Here is a 21,686-nt window from a genome sequence, read left to right on the forward strand (position 1 = left end):
CACATCACGAAGTGGGGGTAAGGAAGCGCCATACCCGGGTAGCGGCATGCAGATTGAAGCGGGTATCGATATCGCGGAGGTCGAAACCGGTCAGGTCGGCGATGCGGCCGAGCCGATACCGCAGCGTACTGCGGTGAACATGCAGAGCAGTAGCCGATTCGTCGTAGTTACCGCCGCGTTCCAGATAGTGGCTCAAGGTGGGCACCAGGTCGGCATTCTTGGCGGCGTCGTAGTCGATCAGCACGCCCAGCCACTGGCGGACGTATTCGTGGGCAGCACCCGCGGCATGCGCCGCATCGACCAGGTGGTAGAAACCCAGTTCGTCATAAGCCGACGCTCCCCAAGGATTGGCTGAGTTCAGCCGGATGTTCAGGGCGCGACGGGCTTTCGTGAAGGCCTGCGGGAAGTCACTCGGCACATCGCAGCGCGGCCCCATGCCGATTGCGATCGCTGTGTGGCCAAGCTTCTGACTGATCGCCCCGTGCAGCGCAACGGGATCAGGACGCCCGTCGGTCAGTAAGACCACCAGGCTCCCATGGCGGCCGGACAAATGATTCAGGTGGGCGTACGCCGCGGCACGGCCCGCGGCGGCGAGCAAGCCATTGTCGGCGCCGCGCGCGCTGTGAACCACTACGACATAGTGAGGACGCCGCAGATCGTGGCTGAGCGCGTCGGCTCGCGCGTAGGCCCCGTCGTCGTCGGTGCCCGCCAGCAGGTCGTCGACCAGTTCGCGGCGCACATTGAGTTGCAGTTCGGCGAGGTTCCGTTGATGCGAAAACTCGAGTCCTAACACACTGCCGCCGTACTGCAGGGCGAACAGGTCCTCGTCAGTGGCATCTTCCTCGGGGTCGATGAGCGCGAGAAGACCGAATACTTCCGCATGCGGCTGGATCAGCATGCACACACGATCCCCGGCGCGCACCGGCCCGGGTTGTCCAGACAGCAGCCGCAAGAAACCGTCGCGCTGACTCTGGGTCGGCTTCCCGTACAGCTCTGGCCGTCCGGGTCCCGCCCACGCGCGGAGATTGCCGAACCGGTCTTCGACGCAGACCGGGCGCCCGGTCAATCGATGAAGCGCGTCCACGATGCCTTGCTCGCCTGCGTCGGCCCCCAACGCCGCCCCCAAGAGCTCGTGCGCGTGGGTCCGGGCCTTCAGCCGCTGCACCGCGTCGGCCAGCGTGGCATTGGACTCCTCGAGTTGTCGGGCTCGTCGCACGTCGCGCTGGTGCAGTTCCGCGCAAGCCAGCGCGGCACCGGCCTGTTGTGCGAGCAGGTCCAGCAGCAGGAATTCGTCTTCAGTGGGGGCGGCAGCGGCGCCCACCACGAGACAGCCCTGGATCTCATCCCGATGACATAGCGCGAACGCCCAACCCCAGCCTCGGTGGGCAAGGACGACCTGGCCACTCCACTCCGACCGCCGCAGTAGGTCGGTCAGTTCTGGGCGCTCGGATTGCGACGCCGGGCACAGCGTCATCTGCTGTTCGGACGCGCGGTAGCTGGCCTCGACTACGCATTGGGCGAGCGTGGTTGCTCCGTCAACCGCCACGGCCAGAATTTCCCTCGGATCCAGCGATCCGAAGTTGATCCGGGCGAGCGCCGTCAACCCCGACGCGGCACCCGAAGCCTCGAGGTCGTCGTACTCAGAGGTCGCGTCCATTGTCTCCACACGCGGAGTGGGTCCTTTGCGTCACGGGACAACGCGACTCATCTGTCGCCTGGTGGCCGTGGGAAAGGGCGCCAGCCGCGCGCCCCCACCTCCCTCGCTTAACCCATGAGCCGATGAGCCGCCGAACCCCTGGCGCTTTGAAAGCGCCCCGGGCCGCCGCGGCCCTAACCGAATAGCCTACCCTCGCCCGTCGACGACCAAACGGGTTTCTATGTACCGTTTTTCAGCGGCACATCCGTGCGGTGCTGGACGCCTTGGCCTACCCCGGCGCCGGTGCGCCGCAGCAACGATGCGAAACCCAGCCAGATAACCAGTGAGCCCAGCGAAAGTCCCCCGAGCATCGCGAAAGCGGTTGGAAACCCGAATGTTTGGGCTGCAAAGCCCCCGAGCGCGGGGCTCAATGCACCACCGAACCCTTGCGCAGCCATCACTGCGCCCTGGCCGACGTTGATGTGCCCGGTGCCGTCGAGTATGCGGGCCACCAGCCCCGGCACCGCAACTGACAACAGGCCGGCACCAACGCCGTCGAGTATCTGTACCGGAATGACGCCCCAGGTGGTGATGACGTAACTGGCAAAGAAGGCGCGGACCGGCAGCACGGTGAACGCGACCAAGATCGCCGGCCAGTAACCGCGAGCTTCGGCGATTTTCATGGCTGCCAGCGCGGCGGGGACCATCACCGCCTGCGCGATGACGACGGTGCTCGCCACGGTGGTGAACGGGTTGGCGTTCGTCGCCACCACTGCCAGCCCGTAAAGGGGCAGCATCGCCGCGTTCCCCAGGTGAAACAGCGTCACGGCCGCGGCCAGCGCCAGCAGCGGGCGGGACCCGAGCAGTACCCGTAGCGGCTTGACCGGGGGCTGATCCTTGGCAACGGCCTCCCCGCGGGCGAGGTGGTGATTGATGCGACCGGCGGGAATCGCCAGCACGGCGACGATCGTGACCACCGCAAACCCCGCCGCCAGCCAAAACACCGCCGCGTAGCCGAAGTGCCAGCCCAGTACGCCGGCTAGGGCGGCCCCCGCCATGTTGCCGGCGTGGTTGAACGCCTGGTTGCGGCCGTTTTGACCGGTGAATCCCGCCTGTCCGACCAAGCCGAGGGTGATCCCGATCAGGGCGGGCGCCATGGTCGCTCCGGAGATGCACATCACCGCCTGCGCCCCGGCGATCACCCAGAAGTGCCGTGACGTCAGAATCACCGCCGCGCCGGCCACGGCGCCGAGACCGGCGACGATGGCGCACGCACGCTTGTGGTTGGTGGCATCAACCAGCGCACCCGCGGGCGTGACGGCAAGCATGCCGACGATAGCCCCCAGCGTGATTACTGCGCCGATGGAACCCGTGCTCCAGCCACGGCCCTGCAACAGCACCCCCAGGAACGGACCCATCCCGGCCTCCATGTCGGCCATGAAGAAATTCACCGCATAGAGCGCGACTCGATCGCGGGGCCGCACCGTCAGCGCCGGCGCGTACTCGTTCGCCATCCCTCGATTGTTACCCGAGCGCCGACCGAGGAACCGACATCACGACCGATTCCACGGTGCCGGGCACCATTTCGTCGGTCGACGGCTCCCCCGTCGGCCAGAGTTGACCAGGAACCAACGCGGTTCACCAATCGTTTATCTATGCGCCACCGATTTCGCCGGTGGGCTGCGATGAACTTAAGGACGACAAGTGAAGTGTGTTACCTGCGGAGACGAAATTCTGCTTGAACGAGAACAATTGGGATTCACCTATTGCACCAAGCGAGAATGCGTCCGTGACAATGCTGAAGGCATGATAGTGGCGGAGATCGGCCAGCATAAGACAAATGCCGAGTACGTGATCCTGAAGGGCGAAGCCGGCGAAAGAGCCCTCCGGGACATGAGAGAAGGCAAATACCGCCGCGATCCCGTTGTGGTCAAACGAGAAAGCCAGGCGGCCCGATTCGACGTTCCGAAAGCAGAGTTCCGCAAGCCGAGACCGCAGCGGCACTCGCCGAACAGAATTAAGTTCGTTCATGCGCTGCAAAGCCAGGGCTACGGAGTAGAGGACATTCTCGAAAAGGGTGCCTATATGGGTCTCACCCGCAGCGAGATCGTGCGCTACATGACTGCTTTCCGACGCAATAACCCGCGCTGATCGAGGGCCGGATTGATCCGGCGCCCACGCGGTGCCCCTCGCGCCTGCTCGATCGCGGCACCCGGACCGCCCTGTCACCGCGGGGCGAATACCGCTTGACACATTTGCTCTCCGGGGAGCAGGAAATCGACGTCAGTAACAGCGACGCTTGGATAGGCGGAAGAATCCGCATTTCAACCACTGCCGAGCGGAGTTCGACGTGGATCAGCGTTTGCAAGGATGGCGAATTGCATTGCTCGCGGCGGACGGCGCCGGCTTTCCGGCGACGACACCGTGGTCGCGTTCGTGGGTGACTTCATCGCTTCGGGGCAACCGGTCGCTGTGGTCTGCCACGGCGCCTGGACGCTGCTCGAAGCCGGGGTCGCCCGGGGCAGAACCTCTCCGTCGTACCTGACGACGCGAGCCCTGCGAAAGAACGGGGCCGCCATACTGGATGGCGGGCTGGTCTCGTCGCAGGCCCTGCGCGCTTTCTACAGCACAATCGTCGAGGAATTCGCTCGCCTGGTTCCGCAGGCCGTTTCGGCCTGAGCCGAGGAGACCGAGCCTGCGTGGGACCGGCCGGCCGTGCTGAGCGCAGGATGTCACGGAATGCCCAGCGCGGCAACGGGAGTCGCTGACTGGGGTCCATCAGTTACCGAAAGCGGCGTTCCACGCGCCGCCGTCACCCGATGTGATCCGATTCGGGCAGTCGTGCTGACAGGACCAACCATGACCGACTTTTTCAGCCCGCCGGGAGCACGCATTGGCCACCCGAGATTGGGACAGTGGACACGGAGCTAGATCCGGTAGGTGCGAGAGAAGATTTCCGCCGGCCGCAGCTTCGCACAGAAGACAAGCCGATCAAGGAAAACACCATGACTCAGTCCGTCGAAACGGGTTCCGCTCAGCGCGAGTCGGTTAACGCCTCGGGGTCGCTATGACGCAACAACCCACAGCGATGAGCTCGTCGGTCCAACCAAATGCGCCGGCCCGCCAGGCCATCGCCACCTTCGATAACTATGCCGACGCCGAGCGCGCGGTGGACTACCTCGCCGATCAGCAGTTCCCGATAAACCGGCTGGCCATTGTCGGCCGAGACGTCGAGCTTGTCGAGCGGGTCACCGGGCAACTGAACTATGGCGTGGCGGCGCTGCGCGGCGCGGCCTCAGGTGGTCTGGTAGGCGCGCTGATCGGCTGGATTTTCGGCCTCTTCAGCTGGATCCAGCCCTTGATAGCCGAACTGATGCTCGCGTTCTACGGCCTTGTCTTCGGCGCCGCCGTGGGCGCGCTGGTCGGCATGCTCGTGTACGCGATGCAGCGCGGTCAACGCGATTTCACCACGGTCACCTCACTTCAGCCGAGACATTACGACATCGTCGTCGACGTAGGGATGGCTTCGCGCGCCCTGCAACTCCTCCAAAAAAGCAACCAACCACCAAGCAACGAATCCGGGACAGCAGCCGAAGGGACTAGCACATGGCCACCGCAGTAGGAATCGACCTGGGAACCACTAATTCCGTTATCGCCGCCTGGCAGGGCGGGGAACCCGTGGTGATCGCCAACGCGGAGGGGGCGCGAACCACCCCGTCGGTCGTGGCGTTCACCGAAAGCGGGGAGCGCCTGGTCGGCCAGTTGGCCAGGCGACAATCCATCATGAACCCCAAGGGAACGATCTATTCGGCGAAGCGATTCATCGGCCGCCGGTTCTCGGAGGTCACCGAGGAAGCCAAGGCTGTCAGCTTCGATGTCGTCGAAGGCGAAAACGGCGAAGCCCGGTTCTTGGTGCGTGGCAAGCAGTACGCGCCGGAGGAAATCAGCGCACAGGTGTTGCGCAAACTGGCCGACGATGCGGGCAAGTTCCTGGGTGAGCGAGTACGCGAAGCCGTCATCACTGTCCCGGCCTACTTCAACGACGCACAGCGCAACGCCACCAAGGACGCCGGGCGCATCGCCGGTCTGGAAGTTCTGCGCATCATCAACGAGCCCACCGCTGCGGCCCTGGCATACGGGTTGGACAAGAAGGGACACGAAACCGTTCTCGTCTTCGACCTCGGCGGCGGCACCTTCGACGTGAGCCTGCTCGACGTCGGTGACGGAGTCGTGGAAGTCCGTGCCACGGCGGGCGATTCGCATCTGGGCGGCGACGATTTCGACCGCAGACTTGTCGATTACCTGGCTGACGACTTTCAGCGGGAAAACGGCATCGATCTGCGCTCGGACGCGCAGGCCTTGCAACGGCTGTTCGAGGCGGCGGAGAAGGCCAAGGTCGAGCTGTCATCGATGGCGCAGACGCAGGTGAACCTGCCCTTCATCACGGCGGACGCCAGCGGGCCCAAGCACCTCACCATGACCGTCATGCGGTCCAAATTCGACGATCTCACCGCCGACCTTGTCGAGCGCTGCATGGGCCCGGTCCAGCAGGCGATGAGCGACGCGAAGGTATCGGCCAACGATATCGACGAGGTCATCCTGGTCGGCGGGTCGACCCGCATCCCCGCCGTCCAGGCCCTCGTCCGCCGGCTCACCGGCGGCAAGGACCCGAACATGAGCGTGAACCCCGACGAGGTGGTCGCGATGGGGGCCGCCGTGCAGGCTGGGGTGCTCAAAGGTGAGGTTTCCGACGTCCTGCTGCTCGACGTGACACCGTTGTCGTTGGGGGTGGAAACCCGCGGCGGCGTGATGACCAAGATCATCGAACGCAACACCACCATCCCGGTGCGTCGCAGCGAGGTGTTCACCACCGCCGAAGACAATCAACCCGCCGTCGATGTGGTCGTATTGCAGGGCGAGCGCGAATTAGCCAGGGACAACCGGGTTCTCGGCCGATTCAGCTTGCAGAACATCCGCCCCGCACCGCGCGGCGAACCGCAGATCGAGGTCATCTTCGACATCGACGCCAACGGCATCCTCAACGTCACCGCGCGGGACAAGGACACCGGTGCCGAGCAGAGCATCACCATCAGCGAGCAGTCCAACCTCGACAAGAGTGAGGTCGAGCGGATGGTCAGCGAGGCCGAAGCGCATCGGCGCGACGACGAGCAGCTCCGCCAGGCCGTCGAAGCGCGCAACGAACTCGATTCGGTGGCATATCAGGTAGAGCGGCGGCTCACCCAGCTCGGCGACTCGGCCGCGCCCCATGACCGGGCGCGCGCCGAGATGCTGGTCGCCGACGCCCGACAGGCCGTCAAAGAGGAAGCCCCACTCGACCGCGTGCAGTCGTTGACCTCGGAGCTGCACCAGCTGCTGCAGGGCCTGCAACCGGTCACGACCGATGGCAGCAGCGGACCGGCGTCCGGCAACGGCGCCGGCGCCGGCGACGGGGCAAGGTCGGCCGATGACGACGTCGTTGACGCCGAATTCGACCGGGGCTGAGCGGTATGGGCACCCCCGCCGAACAATCGACGACCGAGCAGAACCACAACAACCCACGCGGCCCGGCGGCGGAACCCGCTGCCCAGCAAGGGAATCAGGACGAAGAGCTCGCTCGGCTGGAAGACCGCTGGCGACGAGCGCTTGCCGACCTGGACAACCTGCGCAAGCGGTACGCACGCGAATTGGACCGCGAGCGTACGGCCGAACGCTCGACTGTGGCCCGCGCGTGGCTTCCGATCGTCGACAACCTCGAGCGCGCGATCAGTCATGCCGGCGACGAGTCGAGCGCGGTCCTCGACGGTGTGCGCAGCGTCCTGCAAGAAGCGGTACAGGTGCTGGAGCGTCTCGGTTACCCACGTGACGCGGAGGTCGGGGTGCAGTTCGACCCCGAACGCCATGAGGTCGTCGGGGTCGTCGACCAACCCGACCGCGCGCCCGGGACGGTCCTTGAGGTGCTCCGCCCGGGCTACGGCGAGGGCACCCGGCAACTCCGGCCGGCGGCCGTGGTGGTCAGCCGGCGCGAGGAGTGAGATCCATTGGCCCGCGACTACTACGACGCGCTCGGGATTTCGCGGGACGCGACCGCTGAACAAATCCAGCAGGCGTTTCGCACGCTGGCCCGCAAGTACCATCCCGATGTCAATAAGGATCCCTCGGCAGAAGACCGGTTCAAAGAGCTCAACGAGGCTTATCACGTTCTCTCCGACCCGCAGACCCGTAAGCGATACGACCGGTTCGGGGAGGACTTCCGGCGGGTTCCCGAGGATTGGGAGGAGCGAGCCGAGGCCGGAGCAAGCCGTTCCACCGGATTTGGTGGCGGCGGTCGCTCCGGCACCCGGGTGCGCTTCGGCCAGGGCTTCGGTGGCGCCGGCGGCGGCATCAACATCGAAGACCTCTTCGGCGACATGTTCTCGGGCGGCGGGGGCTTCGGGCCCGTCCCCGGCGCCGACCAAGAGGCCGTGCTGGAACTGACCCTCGAGGAGGCCTACCGGGGCGGCCGGCGGCAGATCTCCCTGGACGGCCGCAACTACACCGTGAACATCCCCGCCGGGGTTGTCGACGGGCAGCGGATCCGCTTGGCCGGCGAGGGCGGCCGGGGCAGCGGGGACGGGCCCGCAGGAGACCTGTACCTGGTGGTGCGGATTGCGCCGCACCCCCTCTTCCGGCTCGACGGCCGTGACGTCATCACCGATCTGCGCGTCTCGCCCTGGGAAGCGGCGCTGGGAGCAACCGTCGCCGTTCGCACCCCGGCGGGTGAGGCAAAGGTCAAGGTGCCGGCCGGCTCCTCGACCGGCAGGCGGCTACGGCTGCGGGGTGAGGGAATGCCCAACCCGCACGGCAAACCGGGTGACCTGTACGCCGAGATAAAAATTATGGTGCCGCCCAAACCCACCGCCCGGGAACGAGAGTTGTTCCAGCAGCTGGCCGCAGAATCGACGTTCGACCCGAGGAGGGGACAATGACGGCGCCGGCCGCCCGCTATGTCCTGGCACGCCGACCAGGTCTGCGCCTCGACGCGTTTGCCCGACGATGTCGGATGCATCCCGACATGGTGCGCCGGCTGGTCGCCCTCGGCCTACTGCCAGGCCGGTCGGACGCTGCGGGCGAGCTGTGGTTCACCGCATCCGACCTGGCCGTCGTGGCCCGGATTCAGCGACTGCGCGCCGGGCTTGGACTGAACTACGCGGCGATTGGGCTGGTGCTCGACCTGCTGGACCGCATTGAAGAGCTCGAAATCCGTTCTCGCTCAAGGAGACAATCCCAGTGGATATCAACAGTTTGACGCAGAAGTCACAGGAGGCACTGCAAGAGGCGCAGAGCATCGCGACGCGCATGGGTCACACCGAGGTCGACGGCGAACACCTGCTGCTGGCGTTGATCGACCAGCCCGACGGTTTGGTGCCGCGGCTGTTGGATCAGGCGGGGGCCGATACCGCCGGGTTGCGCGCCGACCTTGAAGCTGAGCTGAACAGGCGGCCGCGGGTCAGTGGTCCGGGCGCCACGCCGGGGCAGGTAACGGTGACCCCACGGCTGGCGAAACTGCTGGATACCGCCACGCGGGAAGCCAAACGGCTCAAGGACGAGTATGTGTCGGTCGAGCACCTGGTGATAGCGCTGGCCGAAGAAGGCAATTCGACCGCTGCGGGGCGAATCCTGGCCTCGCGCAAGGTGACCCGGGATTCGTTTTTGACAGCGCTCACGAAGATCCGGGGCAATCAGCGAGTGACCTCGGCGACACCGGAGGGCTCCTACGAGGCGTTGTCGAAGTACGGCCGGGACCTGGTGGCCGAGGCCCAGGCCGGCAAGCTGGACCCGGTGATCGGCCGAGACGGCGAGATCCGCAGGGTGATCCAAATCCTGAGCCGCAAGACGAAGAACAACCCGGTGCTGATCGGTGATCCCGGCGTCGGCAAGACGGCGATCGTGGAGGGTCTCGCCCAACGAATCGTGCGCGGCGATGTCCCGGAAGGCTTGCGGGACAAGACAATCTTCTCTTTAGACATGGGTTCGCTGGTGGCTGGTGCGAAGTACCGTGGCGAGTTCGAGGAGCGACTGCGGGCCGTGCTGTCGGAGGTCAAGGCGGGCGAAGGACGAATCCTGTTGTTCGTCGACGAACTTCACACCGTGGTCGGCGCCGGGGCGGCCGAGGGCTCGCTGGACGCCGGGAACATGCTCAAGCCCATGCTCGCCCGCGGCGAATTGCACATGATCGGTGCGACGACCCTGGACGAGTACCGCAAGTACATCGAAAACGACGCCGCGTTGGAGCGCCGATTCCAGACCGTCCTGGTCGACGAACCCGACGTGGAGGACACCATCTCGATCCTGCGCGGGCTTCGCGAGCGCCTCGAAATCTTTCACGGCGTCAAGATTCAAGATGGTGCGCTGGTGGCCGCGGCCACCCTGTCCCACCGCTACATCACCGACCGGTTCCTACCCGACAAGGCGATCGACCTGGTCGACGAGGCCTGCGCCCGGTTACGCACCGAAATCGATTCCATGCCAGCGGAACTGGACGAGATCATTCGTCGCGTCACGCGGCTCGAGATCGAAGAGGCCGCCCTGTCCAAGGAGACCGACCCAGCCAGCAAGTCCCGCCTAGAGGAGCTGCGTAAAGAGTTGGCCGACCTGCGGAGCGAGGCCGACGCCCGGCATGCGCAGTGGGATGCCGAGCGGCAGGCGATCCGGCGCGTGCAACAACTGCGAGAACAAATCGAACAGATACGCCGGGAGGCAGACGAGGCTGAGCGCAATTACGACCTCAATCGCGCCGCCGAACTGCGTTATGGACAGCTCAGCGACCTCGAGCGCAAGTTGCACGCCGCCGAAGATCAATTGAGGGCCAAGCAGGGCGACCGGCCGCTGCTGCGCGAGGTGGTGACCGAGGACGAGATAGCCGAAATCGTCGCCGCCTGGACCGGTATCCCGGTGGCCCGGCTGCGGGAGGGCGAACGCGAAAAGCTGCTGCGCCTCGACGAAATCCTGCATGAACGGGTGATCGGCCAGGACGAGGCCGTGCAGCTCGTCGCGGACGCCGTCATCCGTGCGCGCTCCGGAATCCGAAACCCTCGCCGTCCGATCGGGTCGTTCATTTTCCTGGGCCCGACCGGGGTCGGCAAGACCGAGCTCGCCAGGGCATTGGCCGCCGCCTTGTTCGACAGCGAGGACAACATGGTGCGACTCGACATGAGTGAGTATCAGGAGCGGCACACGGTGAGCCGATTGGTCGGGGCGCCGCCCGGATATGTCGGATACGACGAGGGCGGCCAACTGACCGAAGCGGTACGGCGCAAGCCCTACTCGGTGGTGCTGTTCGACGAAATCGAAAAGGCGCACGCTGACGTGTTCAACACCTTGCTGCAGGTGCTGGACGACGGGCGGCTCACCGATTCGCAGGGACACCAGGTCGACTTCCGCAACACGGTGGTCATCATGACGTCCAACATCGGATCGCACTACCTGTTCGACGGCGTAACGCCCGACGGCGAAATCAAGCCGGACACCCGCGAGCTGGTCATGGCGGACCTGCGAACACACTTCCGCCCCGAGTTTCTCAACCGGGTCGACGACATCGTGTTGTTCACCCCGCTGTCGATGCCACAGATCGAACGCATCGTCGAGCTGCAACTCGAGGAGTTGCGAAACAGGTTGGCCGAGAACCAAATTGACTTCGCTATCACCCCGGAAGCTCGCCGGATCATCGCCGAGCACGGATACGACCCGGTTTACGGAGCGCGGCCGTTGCGCCGATACATCGCCCACGAAGTGGAGACCAGGATCGGCCGCGCCTTGCTGCGCGGCGAGATCGCGGCCGGCGGCAGAATCGAGGTCGACGTCGAGGGTGACGAACTGTCCGTCGCCTACAAAGCCCCGGTCGCCGCGGCCTGAGGAGGGCGATGGCATGGAATCAACCGTCGTCACCTGCCCGCACTGCGGGAAGCGAAATCGGGTGCCTGCTGCAGCCGACGGAAAGCCACGCTGCGCCAACTGCCACCAGTGGCTGCCGTGGATCGCGGCGAGCGACGATCGCGACTTCGCCAGCGTCGTCGAGAAGGCGCCGGTGCCGGTGCTGGTGGACTTGTGGGCCACCTGGTGCGGACCATGCCGGATGGTCAGCCCGGCGTTGGAACAGCTCGCCACCGAACGTGCCGGCCGGCTCAAACTGGTCAAAGTCGACGTGGACAAGTCACCCGCGACCTCAGAGCGCTTCACCGTGCGGGCGGTACCCACACTGCTGCTCATGCACCACGGGCAGGTTTTGGCCCGGCAGTCGGGCGCCGCTCCCGTTGCGGCGCTGCGACATTGGCTCGATGAGTCGCTCGCAGAACACACCACCAAGGAGGCACCTTCATGACTTCGATCGGGACGGACCCCGACATCAGCGCCATCAGACCCGTGAGCCCGCGCACTCACCGGGGCTGCGAAGAGTGCCTGCGGCTGGGCACGCCGTGGGTGCATCTGCGGTTATGCCTGACATGTGGACACGTCGGCTGCTGCGACTCATCACCCCTGCGTCACGCCAGAGCCCATTTCCATACCGCCGAGCACCCCATCGTGCAATCGTTGGAGCCCGGAGAAACGTGGCGGTGGTGCTACGTCCATGAGAACTATGTCTAGCGTCGCCGACGTCATCCCGAAGGCCTCGCAGCTGGTAGAGACGCCGGACACCAGCGGAGCCTATCCGCGGCTCAGCGATCATCAGATCGCCACGCTCGAGGTGGGTGGCAGCCGGCGCGCTGTCCGTAGAGGCGAGTTCCTGATCCGGGAAGGTTACCGGTCCGACGACTTCTTCGTGATCCTGCGCGGAATGGCCGCCATCATGGTCAATGACGAAACCGGTGCGCCGCAACTGATCCGGGTACACGGCCGGCGCAGGTTCCTCGGCGAGCTGGCCGAGCTGGAAGGGCAAGCCTCTTTCTTCACGGCCGCCATGGCCGAAGACGGCGAAGTGCTGGTGGTACCGGTCAAACAGGTTCGCCGTCTGGTCGAACACGATCAAGACCTCAGCGACCTCATCTTGCGCGCGTACCTGCTGCGCCGGTCGCTACTGATCGAAGACGCGCCAGGGCTACGCATCATAGGTTCCTGCTACTCCCCCGACACCGCACGGCTACGGGAATTTGCCGCGCGCAACCGACTACCGCACAGATGGCTCGACCTTGATCGTGACCGCAATGCCGAGCGGCTGGTGCGTCATTTCGGACTCTCGACAGAGCAGACCCCGGTGGTGATCCTGGGTGACCAGGTGCTGCGCAATCCGACGAACAGCGAACTCGCCCGCCTAGTCGGATTGCCGGTGGCCGACATCGCAATTCAGGAATGGGATGTGGTGATCGTGGGCGCCGGGCCGGCCGGACTGGCGGCCGCGGTGTACGGCGCATCCGACGGTCTGATGACCACGGCGCTGGAGTTGACCGCGGTCGGCGGGCAGGCCGGGACGTCATCGAGAATCGAGAACTACCTGGGATTCCCAGCCGGAATCTCGGGCTCGGATCTGGCCGAGAGAGCAGCGCTTCAGGCGGATAAATTCGCCGCTCGCATCGCCATCTCCGCAGAGGCAATCGCGTTGCAGTCGGAGGGCGGCCGCCATGTCATCCGGTTAGCGGACGACGCGTGCCTTGACTGCCGCGCCGTTGTGCTCGCCACCGGAGCCCGATATCGCATGCTGTCGGTTCCCGGGATTGAGAGATTTCAAGGCAACGGCGTCTATTACGCCGCCACTCACCAGGAGGCGTTGATGTGCGGCGCCGGCGCTGTGGTCGTGGTGGGCGGCGGGAACTCGGCCGGCCAGGCAACCGTCTTCCTGGCCTCGCGAGGTAATCCGGTTCATCTGCTCGTCCGCAGCGACGATCTCGGCAAATCCATGTCGCGCTACCTCGTCGACCAGGTCGAACAAGACCCGAGGGTGTCGGTGCATCTGCACACGGAGGTACGTGAGGCGTGCGGCGACGACCAACTCGAATTCATTGTGGCCGAAGACAACCGGACCGGACGCCGATTTCAGATCAACACCCGTTCGCTCTTCGTTTTTATCGGCGCTGTGCCCAACACCGCGTGGCTTCGCGGGGTGGTCACCCTCGATGACCACGGCTTCATCTCCACCGGCGCCGACGCCCTCTACCCGGGCGATGATCGCCAGCAATCGACTTCCCGGCGCCGTCCGTTGCCGCTGGAAACCAGTCGGCCCGGCGTTTTCGCCGCGGGTGACGTGCGGAGCCGCTCGGTCAAGCGGGTCGCGTCTGCTGTCGGTGAGGGCTCGATGACGATCCGCCAAATCAACGACTACCTCTCGCTCTGAGTCCGTCCCCGAGCGGAGCATCGGGCATGACACGCGTCTTGCGTGGCAAGCTGGGCAGGTGGACTTAGGAGCATTAGAGGAACTCCCCCTGACCTACGCCGAAGTGGGGGCAACGGCGGCCGGCGAGCTGCCCGCCGGATACGACCATCAACATGCCGAGCGCCAAATCGGCACGGGCCGGCAACGTTTCGAGGAGGCCGCGGCCGCCGTCATGCGCTGGGGCATGCAGCGCGGGTCGGGGTTGCGAGTGCAGGCCAGCTCCGAGATCGCCGTCGTCGATGCGGTGGTGGTGGTGAAGATGGGCTTTCTGCCCGCCCCCTGCCGCGTCGTCTACGTCGTCGACGAACCCGACATCCGCGGCTTCGGCTACGGCACCCTGCCGGGCCATCCCGAGTCCGGCGAGGAACGATTCGTGGTTCGCCACGACCCGGCCACCGACGCGGTATACGCGGAGGTGTCGGCCTTCTCGCGGCCCGCGACGTGGTGGAGCAAGGCCGGGGGGCCGGTGGTGAAGGTGGGCCAGCGCCTCATCGCCAGACGCTATCTGCGTGCGGTCTGACTGCGGGCGCTATCTGCCCCAGCGGGACAACAGCTCTTCGGCACCCGTGCACATCTCGTCGATGACGTCGGCCACCGACGCGTCGTCGCGGATCATCCCGACGCCCTGCCCGGCATCCACGGGCGCGATCCGGCGGTCGTCGGCGGCGATGGAGGCCGCGAGTTCGTCGCAAGCCTGCGGGTCGAGCCCGTCCTCGTTGCCCGTCCAGCGCTCGACGAAGTCGTTGGTCAGCACCCGCGACGGGAATCGCGCGGGCCACGGCCGGGCCTGGGCAACGTCGAAGGCCCGGGTGACCGCGGTGTCGGTGGCGCCGGCCGCGAGCAGTGCGCGGCGGCTGCCGTCACCGGAGAGCGCTTCCGGACACGCGGCCAGGCGCGTGCCCACCCACGCCCCGCTGGCACCGGCGGCCAGCACCGCGGCCAGGCTGCGCGCCGAGGCGACCCCGCCGCCGGCCAGCACCGGCACCGAGACCGCGTCCAGCACCGCGTCCAGCAGCGGCAGCAGCCCCAGCTTGTCCTCGCCATGCCCGCCGCCCTCGGACCCGCGCGCAACCAGGATGTCGACGCCGGCGTCGACCGCCTGGCGCGCCCCGGCAGCGTCGTAAACCTGTGTGGCCGTTAGTATTCCGGCGTCATGCGCCTCTGCGACCCATGACCATTCGGTGCCGAAGCTGACCGACAACAGGGCGGGGCGGGCGGCCAGCGCGTCCTCGAGCAGGCCGGCCTGGTTGCGCATCACCCAATCGACCATGCCGATGCCGAACCGCCCGTCGACGTGCTCGAGCTGTTCGGCGAGCAGCTCCCGGGTAGCGACGCTGCCCATGCCGACCATGCCGAGACCACCGGCAGCGGTGACGGCCGCGGCCAGCCGACCGCCGGCGACTCCGCCCATCGGGGCGTTGACGATGGGGACCCGCAGACCGAAATTCGTTGACCAGGGTGTCGACAGCATCGGTCAGTGCGCCGAGGGAATGGTCTTCAGCACGGTCAGCAGGACCACCGAGTCTTCGACCGCGTGCAGGGCGTGGCGTTCGGGCGGAATTGCAACGTAGTCACCGGCCTTGCCGTCCCAGGCGTCGCTGCCGGTTGTCAGGCGCACGTGGCCCTGCAGCACCTGCAGCGTCGCCTCACCGGGGCTGTCGTGTTCGGACAGGTCGTGACCGGCCAGCAGGGCCAGCACCGTCTGGCGAAGCTCGTGGGTGTGACCGCCGTGGATGGTGTGGGCGGCCCGTCCGCTGTGCGACTGCTTGGCCTCGGCGATCTTTTCGGACGAGAGGTCGGTCAGCGAGATGGAGTCCATTTCGTGGGTCCTTCGAAGTTGCCAGGCCCGCGCGGGCCCTGAGAGTTGGGAGTTAACCGCTGAGTAGCAGTATCCCCGCCACGACAAGGGCGATGACTTTGACCGGCTCCAGGGCCACGTAGGCGTAGTGGGCGCGGGACCGCGGCCCGTCCGATCCCGCGAGCACCTTGTCGGCGCGACGAGTCAGCGCGGGACGCACCGCGACCAGCTGGAGGGCCAGTGCGGCCACGGCGACGGCGATCGCCGCCGCGACACCGCCCCGCGTCCGACCGGCGACCACGACGGCGCCGATGACGAGGGCGAATGCCACCTCGACGGTGTTCAGCGCGCGAAAGACCAAGCGCCCGATGCCGAGTCCGATTTGCAACGTCACCCCGGGCGCCCGGAATTTCAGTGGGGCTTCGAGGAAGGAGATGGCCGCCACCATGCCGAGCCAGATGAAGGTCAGAGCGACGGCAATGGCTGTGCCGGTGCTCATTTGGCCGCCCCTTGCAGCGTCAGGTGAGCCAGGCACAGATCCGGCTCGACGAACGGGTCGAGCCGGTCCACCGAGACCGGCGCCCCCCAGGTCTCCATGGCTCCCTGCATGAGGCCCAGATGCACCGGACAGACCACACTCGAGGCGTTTTCCGCCATTTCCAGAAAGGGGCAGTGGCGCAACCCGACCTGCTGCTGCCCGTCGCTGACGCGGCGCTCGGGGGCGAAACCGAGCTCGTCGAGCACGTCGATCAAGTGGGCGATGGCCGCCTCGGCGCCGTCGGCGTCGTCGGGCAGGGGGCGCAACTCGGCATCCATTTTCCGGCCCCAGGCGCGCCCGGCGGCCAGCGCCTTGGCGGCGGCGTCGCGCTCCGCGGCGAAGGCCGTGGTCAGGATCTGTGCCAGCAGCCGATAGTGCCGGGTGCCGCCACGATCCATCTGCCGGACCGCGCGGAACATCAGCGGTGGACGCCCTGGCCCCTTGCGATCCAACTCGACACGTTCCACCTGTCCGTCAGCGACCAGGCCGTCGAGGTGAAAGCGGACGGTGTTGGGGTGCACGCCCAGCACGTCCGCGATTTTGGCGATGCTCATCGGATCCGGCGAGGCCCGCAACAGCCGCAGCACGGCGCGGCGGCGGCCGGCTGATTCCCCGGTTGACGCGTCCCGCGAGTGGTGGGAATTGTCGGGTTTCAAAGGGCCCCTCTCGCTCCTTGGCGGTCACACGCCCCCGGGGGCGTGCCGACCCGCCCCGCCCGGAGACCCCAGGGGGGCGTGCCGACCCGGCAGCGTGTCCGCGATGAATGCCTCATTGTCGGCCAGGTGGGGTTTGACGTCCTCGGGCAGGTCATCTTCGTCGGAAACCGCTTCCGCCGGACAATCCGGTCCACACCCGCCGCAATCGATGCATTCGTCGGGATGAATCTGGAGCGCCCGGCCGCTTTATAAAGGCAGTCCACCAGGCGTTCGTCGACGCAGGCGCGGTCCATCACATCGATGCATGGCCTCCCGATCGCGTACGTCATGCGCAGAGTTTACACAACAAAACTTGTACAAACTAGGGCGGAGGTCGTCGGAACCCTATGGCCGCCAACGAACTTGACGTAGCCGGCTGCGCGAGCGGGACGACCGCTGCAAGGCCTCCACCTTGGGCTTTGTCGCGCCACCGGTTTTGGGCCCGTTCCGCAATCTCGGCGTGACGGTTTAGTTACGCCCCCTGATGAAACTTGGCTGCGGCAGTTGCGGGGAGAACAAAGGAGATTGCCGGTTATGGGTGCTACCTCACCGTTGTTGACGGAATCCGACCTGGACGCGCTGGCGTCGGATTTCCTGCAGTCGCACTACCTGGGATCCATCTACGCCGATTGGTCACCGGATCGACGGCTCGACACGTTCCTGCGGCGGCGCGGCCTCGCCCGGGTGGCAGACGACGGCGACCTGTCGCACAACGTCCTGGAACGCATCATGACCCGCGGCCGCGACACGCTGGCGCGGCACTGATCGGCCTGTTTGTTCCGTAGGCACAGGTAGGCGATCCGATGATCAAAGATCTCAAAAACACTGGATTTCTCACGGCGGAAATACCGGCCAACGCATTGGTACAGACGTACTATTGTGCCCTAGAGCTGAACGCGCGGGCCGGGTCGGATGAGTCGTTGAGGCTAGCGGGGAGGGGACGATGAATTCACCGAAATGGATGGTTCATTGGCCGCAGCGGAGGCCGACGGCCACGATCTACCAGTTGACCGACCGCCTCCACAAGGGACACGTCGCTCGGGTACCCGCCCACCAGATCACGGCGACGGTAGCGGCGTGGCTGGCCGACCTGGGTGCCAACAGCCCACTGGTCGACGAACTCGAGCGCGCCGTCTGTGGCGGCGACTGGGCGGCCGCGCACGCGCTGAGCGAGTGTTTGGCCATCGAGATCGCGGTGGCCGACTGAGAAGTAATCCAGCAAAGCGCGGTTCTTAATCGACATTATTGCTGGTTTTCATCAACAGTTTTGTTGACGTATATCGACGTGCCCAACAGTAACGGGCGTGTCCGACTTCCCGACACAAACAAAGTATCCGCAGGCCTCGAGGGGCCGCCGCGCGTCGCACTATCCCGGCGACGACCGTGAACAGGCGATACTTGCCACCGCCGAGCGGCTGTTGCAGGAAAGGCCGCTGGCCGACTTTTCCGTCGACGACCTAGCAAAAGGCGCCGGGATATCGCGACCCACCTTCTACTTCTATTTCCGGTCGAAGAATGCGGTGCTGCTGTCGCTGCTCGACCAGATGAACAGTAAGGCACAGGCGGCGCTGCGGGCGCTCGACGTCGTGTCGTCCGGTGATCCCGAGACGATTTGGCGGGCGCGCATCGAATCGTTCTTCGAGGTCTCCGGGTCGCACCGGGCGGTCGCCGTCGCTGGTGCGGCGGCCAAAGCCACCAACCCCGAGGTGCGGCAGCTGTGGTCCGCGGTCATGGGCAAGTGGATCTCCTACACCACCATCGCGATCAAGGCCGAGCGCAGCCGGGGCGCCGCCCCCGACACCATCCCGGCCGCGGAGCTGTCGGTGGCGCTCAACATGCTGAGCGAGCGGGTAATGGCCGCGACGTTCACCGCAGAGGATCTGGCGATCCCCGAGGACCGGGCGGTCGACACGCTGCTGCACATCTGGCTGGCCAGCATCTATCAGCGCTGACCGAGCACCCGGGCCGCCCGGCCCAGCGTCTCGTCGATCAACGCGCCGGCGGCGCCGAAGTAGGTGGACGACGGCTCTTTGCCCGCCAGTTCGGCGATCGCCCGCTGTTCGCCCAGGACATCGGCGGCATCCAGGTTCTCGGCCATCCGCTGGGCACGTACTGTCAACCCGGCGAGCAGTTCCCCGCTTTGAGATCCCGCGACGAGGGTGCGCCGGGCCAGCGTGCGTAGGGTGTCCCATTCCGCGTGCCACGCCCCGTCGGGCCGCTCGTCGTTGGCCAGCGCCGCGGCGGTGTGCAGTGTCGCGGCCAAGGGTGGTGCCGCGATGGCCGCACGGCGAATCAGGATGGACAGCACCGGGTTTCGCTTGTGTGGCATCGACGACGAGCCGCCGCGGTTCGCGGCCGCCGGCTCGTGCAGTTCTGCGATCTCCGGGCGGGCCAGGGTGACGATGTCGGAGGCGATGCGGCCCCAGCAGTCGGTGCAGCCGACGAAGGCGTCGGCGGCCGCGGTGATGGGCGCGCGGGCGGTATGCCAGGAGGGCCGGTCATGCAAACCCAACCTGGCTGCGGCGCCGCGCACCAGCTCGAGCGACGCGCCGGCCGCGTCGGTCGCGCCGGTGAGCAATGTGGCCAGCTCCGTCGTTGCGGCCAATGTACCTGCGGCGCCGCCGATTTGGATCGGTGTGGTCAGCGCGGTCACCCGCTCGAACGCGTCGACGACCCCGTTCAGCCAACCGGCGGCCTTGGCGCCGAAGGTGGTGGGTGCGGCGTGCTGCGTGAGGGTGCGGGCCGGCATCGCCGTGGCCCGGTGCCGGGCGGCGAGCTCGGAGAGCGTGGAGATCTGCTGTCGCAGTTGGGTTTCCAGCTCGTCGGCGACCGCGCGCACCGCCAGCATCAGGCCGGTGTCCAGGACGTCCTGGCTGGTGAGCCCGCGGTGAATCCAGGGTGCGACGCTCGGTTCGGCGCGCTGCCGCAGCAGCTTCACCAGGGCAATGACCGGGTTGCCGCCGTCCTCGGCGGCCACCGCGACAGATTCACAGTCGTCGGGCGAGACCAGTGTCGACAGGTCGACCGCGGCGCATTTTCCCGGAGCCAGGCCGGCGGCCGTCAGCGCGCTCAGCCATGCGGATTCCACCGCGACCATCGATCCCAGCAGCGCCGGATCCGTCATGTGCGCGCCGGCGCGATGGTCGCCGGGCCACAACAGGTTGGTCATCGCGCGTCTTCGGAGTACGCGAGGAACACGGTCTCAGCCGCGCCCTGCAGGTGGATGTCGAAACGGTAGGCGGCGCCGTCGTTTTCGGGGACGCAAAGCAATGTGGTCCGGCGTTCGGCGGCCACCATCGAGAGCAGCGGATCGGCGGCCGGGTCGGCGCCGGGCAGGTAGGCGCGGGTGAACAGCCGGTCCAGCAACCCCCGGGCGAACACGGTCAGCGCGAAGAACGGTGGTCGCCCGGCGCTCCCCGAACCGGGCGCCACGGTGGTGAAGGAGTAGGTTCCGCCGGCGTCCGTCGCGCAGCGCCCCCAGCCGGTGAACACCGCGTGCTCCCGGCGCAGCGAACCGGCTTGCCGTGGAACATTTCCCGCCTCGTCGGGTTGCCATAGCTCCACCAGCGCGTCCGGCACGGCGGCGCCGACGCCGTCGTACACCGTGCCGTACAGCCGGATGGCCCGCGGATGACCGTCGTCGACCAGCTGGTTGTCACCGGGGTAAGGCAACCCCAGGTCGAGGAAGGGCCCGACGGTTTGCCCTGGCGTGCAAGCCAACTCAGCCATGTTCGCCCTCAAACGGGGTGCGCGCCCCACCGGCCAACACGATGTCCCACCGATACCCGGTCGCGTACTCCGGCTCGGTGAGGTCGTGGTCATAGCGGGCGATCAGCCGTTGCCGGGCGGCGGGGTCGAGGATCGACTGGACGATCGGATCCAGTTCGACCATCGGGTCGCCCGGAAAGTACATCTGGGTGACCAGGCGCTGGGTGAACGCGGTCCCGAAGACCGAGAAATGGATGTGCGCCGGGCGCCACGCATTGTGGTGGTTGCGCCACGGGTAGGGGCCGGGCTTGATGGTCACGAACCGGTAGGTGCCGTCCGGCCCGGTCAGACAGCGGCCCGCGCCGGTGAAGTTCGGGTCGAGTGGCGCCGGATGCTGGTCGCGCTGATGGCGGTAGCGACCGCCGGCGTTGGCCTGCCAGATCTCGACCAGCTGCCCCACGACCGGCCGGCCGGCTTCGTCGAGGACGCGTCCGGTCACGACGATGCGCTCCCCGATCGGCTCGCCGGGATGGCCGGCCGTCAGGTCGGCGTCCAGTGTGTCGACGTCCTGGTGGCCGAAGCACGGCGCCCAGCGTTCGACGCCCTCGGGATCGACGACCACCAGCGGTTGCTTCGGATGCCGCAGACGGGAGCTGCGGTACGGCGGAAAATTCAGCCGCGGCCGTCCGCGGTGTCCGGCTCCCCCGGCCGGGTATTGCGCTGCGATGCGGGCGATCTCCGCCGTGATGTCACCCTGAGAAGCGGCACACTCGGGGTTCATGTGCCGTGAGGCTACTCTCGGTGGCCCACCCAGTCCCGCAAGCGGGCGGTGTGGCCGGGGTCAGAGAGAGCGCACCAGCGCCGCACGCACGGCAAAACCGAGCGGCTACCCCTTGTTTACGACGCGCTCACACGCCCGGAACGGCTGTCGTGACCTACCGTAGCCGGGGACCTCACCCTTTTAATCGAGT

Annotated in this window: 24 protein-coding genes and 1 pseudogene; 15 read left to right on the top strand and 10 right to left on the bottom strand. The window is 66.6% G+C overall.

The window, feature by feature from the left end; translation table 11 throughout:
- Positions 1-4: 4 nt before the first annotated feature.
- Both ACIUM1_RS04830 and ACIUM1_RS04835 read right to left on the bottom strand, forming a co-directional pair.
- Entirely contained in the window at positions 5-1,603 is a 1,599-nt protein-coding gene (locus ACIUM1_RS04830; protein WP_406816129.1) for a PucR family transcriptional regulator, read from the bottom strand.
- Positions 1,604-1,875: 272 nt separating this feature from the next.
- Complete coding sequence (locus tag ACIUM1_RS04835; protein WP_406816130.1) at positions 1,876-3,150, bottom strand: MFS transporter; 1,275 nt, start codon at positions 3,148-3,150, stop codon at positions 1,876-1,878.
- A 190-nt stretch (positions 3,151-3,340) separates the two neighbouring features.
- Here ACIUM1_RS04835 and ACIUM1_RS04840 point away from each other — a divergent pair, with 190 nt between their 5' ends.
- From ACIUM1_RS04840 to ACIUM1_RS04895, 12 genes are all read left to right on the top strand, one after another.
- Positions 3,341-3,787: a hypothetical protein gene (locus ACIUM1_RS04840; protein WP_406816131.1), complete on the top strand. Its 447-nt coding sequence runs from the start codon at positions 3,341-3,343 to the stop codon at positions 3,785-3,787.
- Positions 3,788-4,006: 219 nt separating this feature from the next.
- Positions 4,007-4,315 carry a DJ-1/PfpI family protein gene (locus ACIUM1_RS04845; protein ID WP_406816132.1) on the top strand — a complete coding sequence of 103 codons (309 nt, stop codon included), beginning with the start codon at positions 4,007-4,009 and terminating at the stop codon, positions 4,313-4,315.
- A 409-nt stretch (positions 4,316-4,724) separates the two neighbouring features.
- Positions 4,725-5,258 (top strand): general stress protein, encoded by a 534-nt coding sequence (locus tag ACIUM1_RS04850; RefSeq protein ID WP_406817534.1) that lies wholly within the window; start codon positions 4,725-4,727, stop codon positions 5,256-5,258.
- Positions 5,243-7,138 carry a molecular chaperone DnaK gene (gene dnaK / locus ACIUM1_RS04855; RefSeq protein WP_406816133.1) on the top strand — a complete coding sequence of 632 codons (1,896 nt, stop codon included), beginning with the start codon at positions 5,243-5,245 and terminating at the stop codon, positions 7,136-7,138. The genes ACIUM1_RS04850 and dnaK overlap by 16 nt, the downstream gene beginning before the upstream one ends.
- Positions 7,139-7,143: 5 nt before the next feature.
- Entirely contained in the window at positions 7,144-7,668 is a 525-nt protein-coding gene (locus ACIUM1_RS04860; RefSeq protein WP_406816134.1) for a nucleotide exchange factor GrpE, read from the top strand.
- A 6-nt stretch (positions 7,669-7,674) separates the two neighbouring features.
- Positions 7,675-8,601: a DnaJ C-terminal domain-containing protein gene (locus ACIUM1_RS04865; protein WP_406816135.1), complete on the top strand. Its 927-nt coding sequence runs from the start codon at positions 7,675-7,677 to the stop codon at positions 8,599-8,601.
- Entirely contained in the window at positions 8,598-8,921 is a 324-nt protein-coding gene (locus tag ACIUM1_RS04870) for a chaperone modulator CbpM (protein WP_406816136.1), read from the top strand. Before ACIUM1_RS04865 ends, ACIUM1_RS04870 begins: the two co-directional genes overlap by 4 nt.
- Entirely contained in the window at positions 8,903-11,527 is a 2,625-nt protein-coding gene (gene clpB, locus ACIUM1_RS04875) for an ATP-dependent chaperone ClpB (RefSeq protein WP_406816137.1), read from the top strand. The genes ACIUM1_RS04870 and clpB overlap by 19 nt, the downstream gene beginning before the upstream one ends.
- 13 nt (positions 11,528-11,540) lie before the next feature.
- A complete protein-coding gene (gene trxA / locus ACIUM1_RS04880) occupies positions 11,541-11,993 on the top strand; it encodes a thioredoxin (protein ID WP_406816138.1) in 453 nt (150 codons plus the stop codon).
- Positions 11,990-12,256 (top strand): UBP-type zinc finger domain-containing protein, encoded by a 267-nt coding sequence (locus ACIUM1_RS04885; protein ID WP_406816139.1) that lies wholly within the window; start codon positions 11,990-11,992, stop codon positions 12,254-12,256. The genes trxA and ACIUM1_RS04885 overlap by 4 nt, the downstream gene beginning before the upstream one ends.
- Entirely contained in the window at positions 12,249-13,937 is a 1,689-nt protein-coding gene (locus ACIUM1_RS04890) for an FAD-dependent oxidoreductase (RefSeq protein WP_406816140.1), read from the top strand. The genes ACIUM1_RS04885 and ACIUM1_RS04890 overlap by 8 nt, the downstream gene beginning before the upstream one ends.
- Before the next feature lie 58 nt (positions 13,938-13,995).
- The gene (locus ACIUM1_RS04895; RefSeq protein ID WP_406816141.1) at positions 13,996-14,496 is read left to right on the top strand and encodes a DUF1990 family protein; all 501 of its coding nucleotides are present in this window, start codon (positions 13,996-13,998) and stop codon (positions 14,494-14,496) included.
- A 9-nt stretch (positions 14,497-14,505) separates the two neighbouring features.
- Here ACIUM1_RS04895 and ACIUM1_RS04900 read toward each other — a convergent pair whose 3' ends face one another.
- The 5 genes and pseudogenes from ACIUM1_RS04900 to ACIUM1_RS04920 form a co-directional block, all read right to left on the bottom strand.
- Complete coding sequence (locus tag ACIUM1_RS04900) at positions 14,506-15,447, bottom strand: NAD(P)H-dependent flavin oxidoreductase (protein ID WP_406816142.1); 942 nt, start codon at positions 15,445-15,447, stop codon at positions 14,506-14,508.
- A 3-nt stretch (positions 15,448-15,450) separates the two neighbouring features.
- Positions 15,451-15,795 carry a cupin domain-containing protein gene (locus ACIUM1_RS04905; protein ID WP_406816143.1) on the bottom strand — a complete coding sequence of 115 codons (345 nt, stop codon included), beginning with the start codon at positions 15,793-15,795 and terminating at the stop codon, positions 15,451-15,453.
- Positions 15,796-15,847: 52 nt separating this feature from the next.
- A complete protein-coding gene (locus ACIUM1_RS04910) occupies positions 15,848-16,273 on the bottom strand; it encodes a hypothetical protein (protein ID WP_406816144.1) in 426 nt (141 codons plus the stop codon).
- Entirely contained in the window at positions 16,270-16,968 is a 699-nt protein-coding gene (locus tag ACIUM1_RS04915; protein ID WP_406816145.1) for a helix-turn-helix transcriptional regulator, read from the bottom strand. The genes ACIUM1_RS04910 and ACIUM1_RS04915 overlap by 4 nt, the downstream gene beginning before the upstream one ends.
- 24 nt (positions 16,969-16,992) lie before the next feature.
- A pseudogene (locus tag ACIUM1_RS04920) lies at positions 16,993-17,297 on the bottom strand (ferredoxin family protein).
- Positions 17,298-17,562: 265 nt separating this feature from the next.
- Here ACIUM1_RS04920 and ACIUM1_RS04925 point away from each other — a divergent pair.
- From ACIUM1_RS04925 to ACIUM1_RS04935, 3 genes are all read left to right on the top strand, one after another.
- Positions 17,563-17,772 carry a hypothetical protein gene (locus ACIUM1_RS04925; RefSeq protein WP_406816146.1) on the top strand — a complete coding sequence of 70 codons (210 nt, stop codon included), beginning with the start codon at positions 17,563-17,565 and terminating at the stop codon, positions 17,770-17,772.
- A 178-nt stretch (positions 17,773-17,950) separates the two neighbouring features.
- The gene (locus tag ACIUM1_RS04930) at positions 17,951-18,214 is read left to right on the top strand and encodes a hypothetical protein (RefSeq protein ID WP_406816147.1); all 264 of its coding nucleotides are present in this window, start codon (positions 17,951-17,953) and stop codon (positions 18,212-18,214) included.
- Positions 18,215-18,311: 97 nt separating this feature from the next.
- Positions 18,312-18,959, top strand: a complete 648-nt coding sequence (locus tag ACIUM1_RS04935; RefSeq protein ID WP_406816148.1) for a TetR/AcrR family transcriptional regulator — start codon at positions 18,312-18,314, stop codon at positions 18,957-18,959.
- Here the strand turns inward: ACIUM1_RS04935 and ACIUM1_RS04940 are convergent.
- From ACIUM1_RS04940 to pcaH, 3 genes are read right to left on the bottom strand one after another with little or no spacing between them, the layout of a single operon-like run.
- A complete protein-coding gene (locus tag ACIUM1_RS04940; protein WP_406816149.1) occupies positions 18,950-20,176 on the bottom strand; it encodes a lyase family protein in 1,227 nt (408 codons plus the stop codon). The two genes, ACIUM1_RS04935 and ACIUM1_RS04940, sit on opposite strands and share 10 nt — an antisense overlap.
- On the bottom strand, positions 20,173-20,736 hold the full coding sequence (pcaG, locus tag ACIUM1_RS04945; protein ID WP_406816150.1) for a protocatechuate 3,4-dioxygenase subunit alpha: 564 nt from the start codon (positions 20,734-20,736) through the stop codon (positions 20,173-20,175). Before pcaG ends, ACIUM1_RS04940 begins: the two co-directional genes overlap by 4 nt.
- A complete protein-coding gene (pcaH, locus tag ACIUM1_RS04950) occupies positions 20,729-21,496 on the bottom strand; it encodes a protocatechuate 3,4-dioxygenase subunit beta (protein WP_406816151.1) in 768 nt (255 codons plus the stop codon). The genes pcaG and pcaH overlap by 8 nt, the downstream gene beginning before the upstream one ends.
- Positions 21,497-21,686: the final 190 nt, after the last annotated feature.

This window comes from Mycobacterium sp. M23085 (assembly GCF_045343915.1).
In the GTDB taxonomy this organism is placed as follows: domain Bacteria; phylum Actinomycetota; class Actinomycetes; order Mycobacteriales; family Mycobacteriaceae; genus Mycobacterium.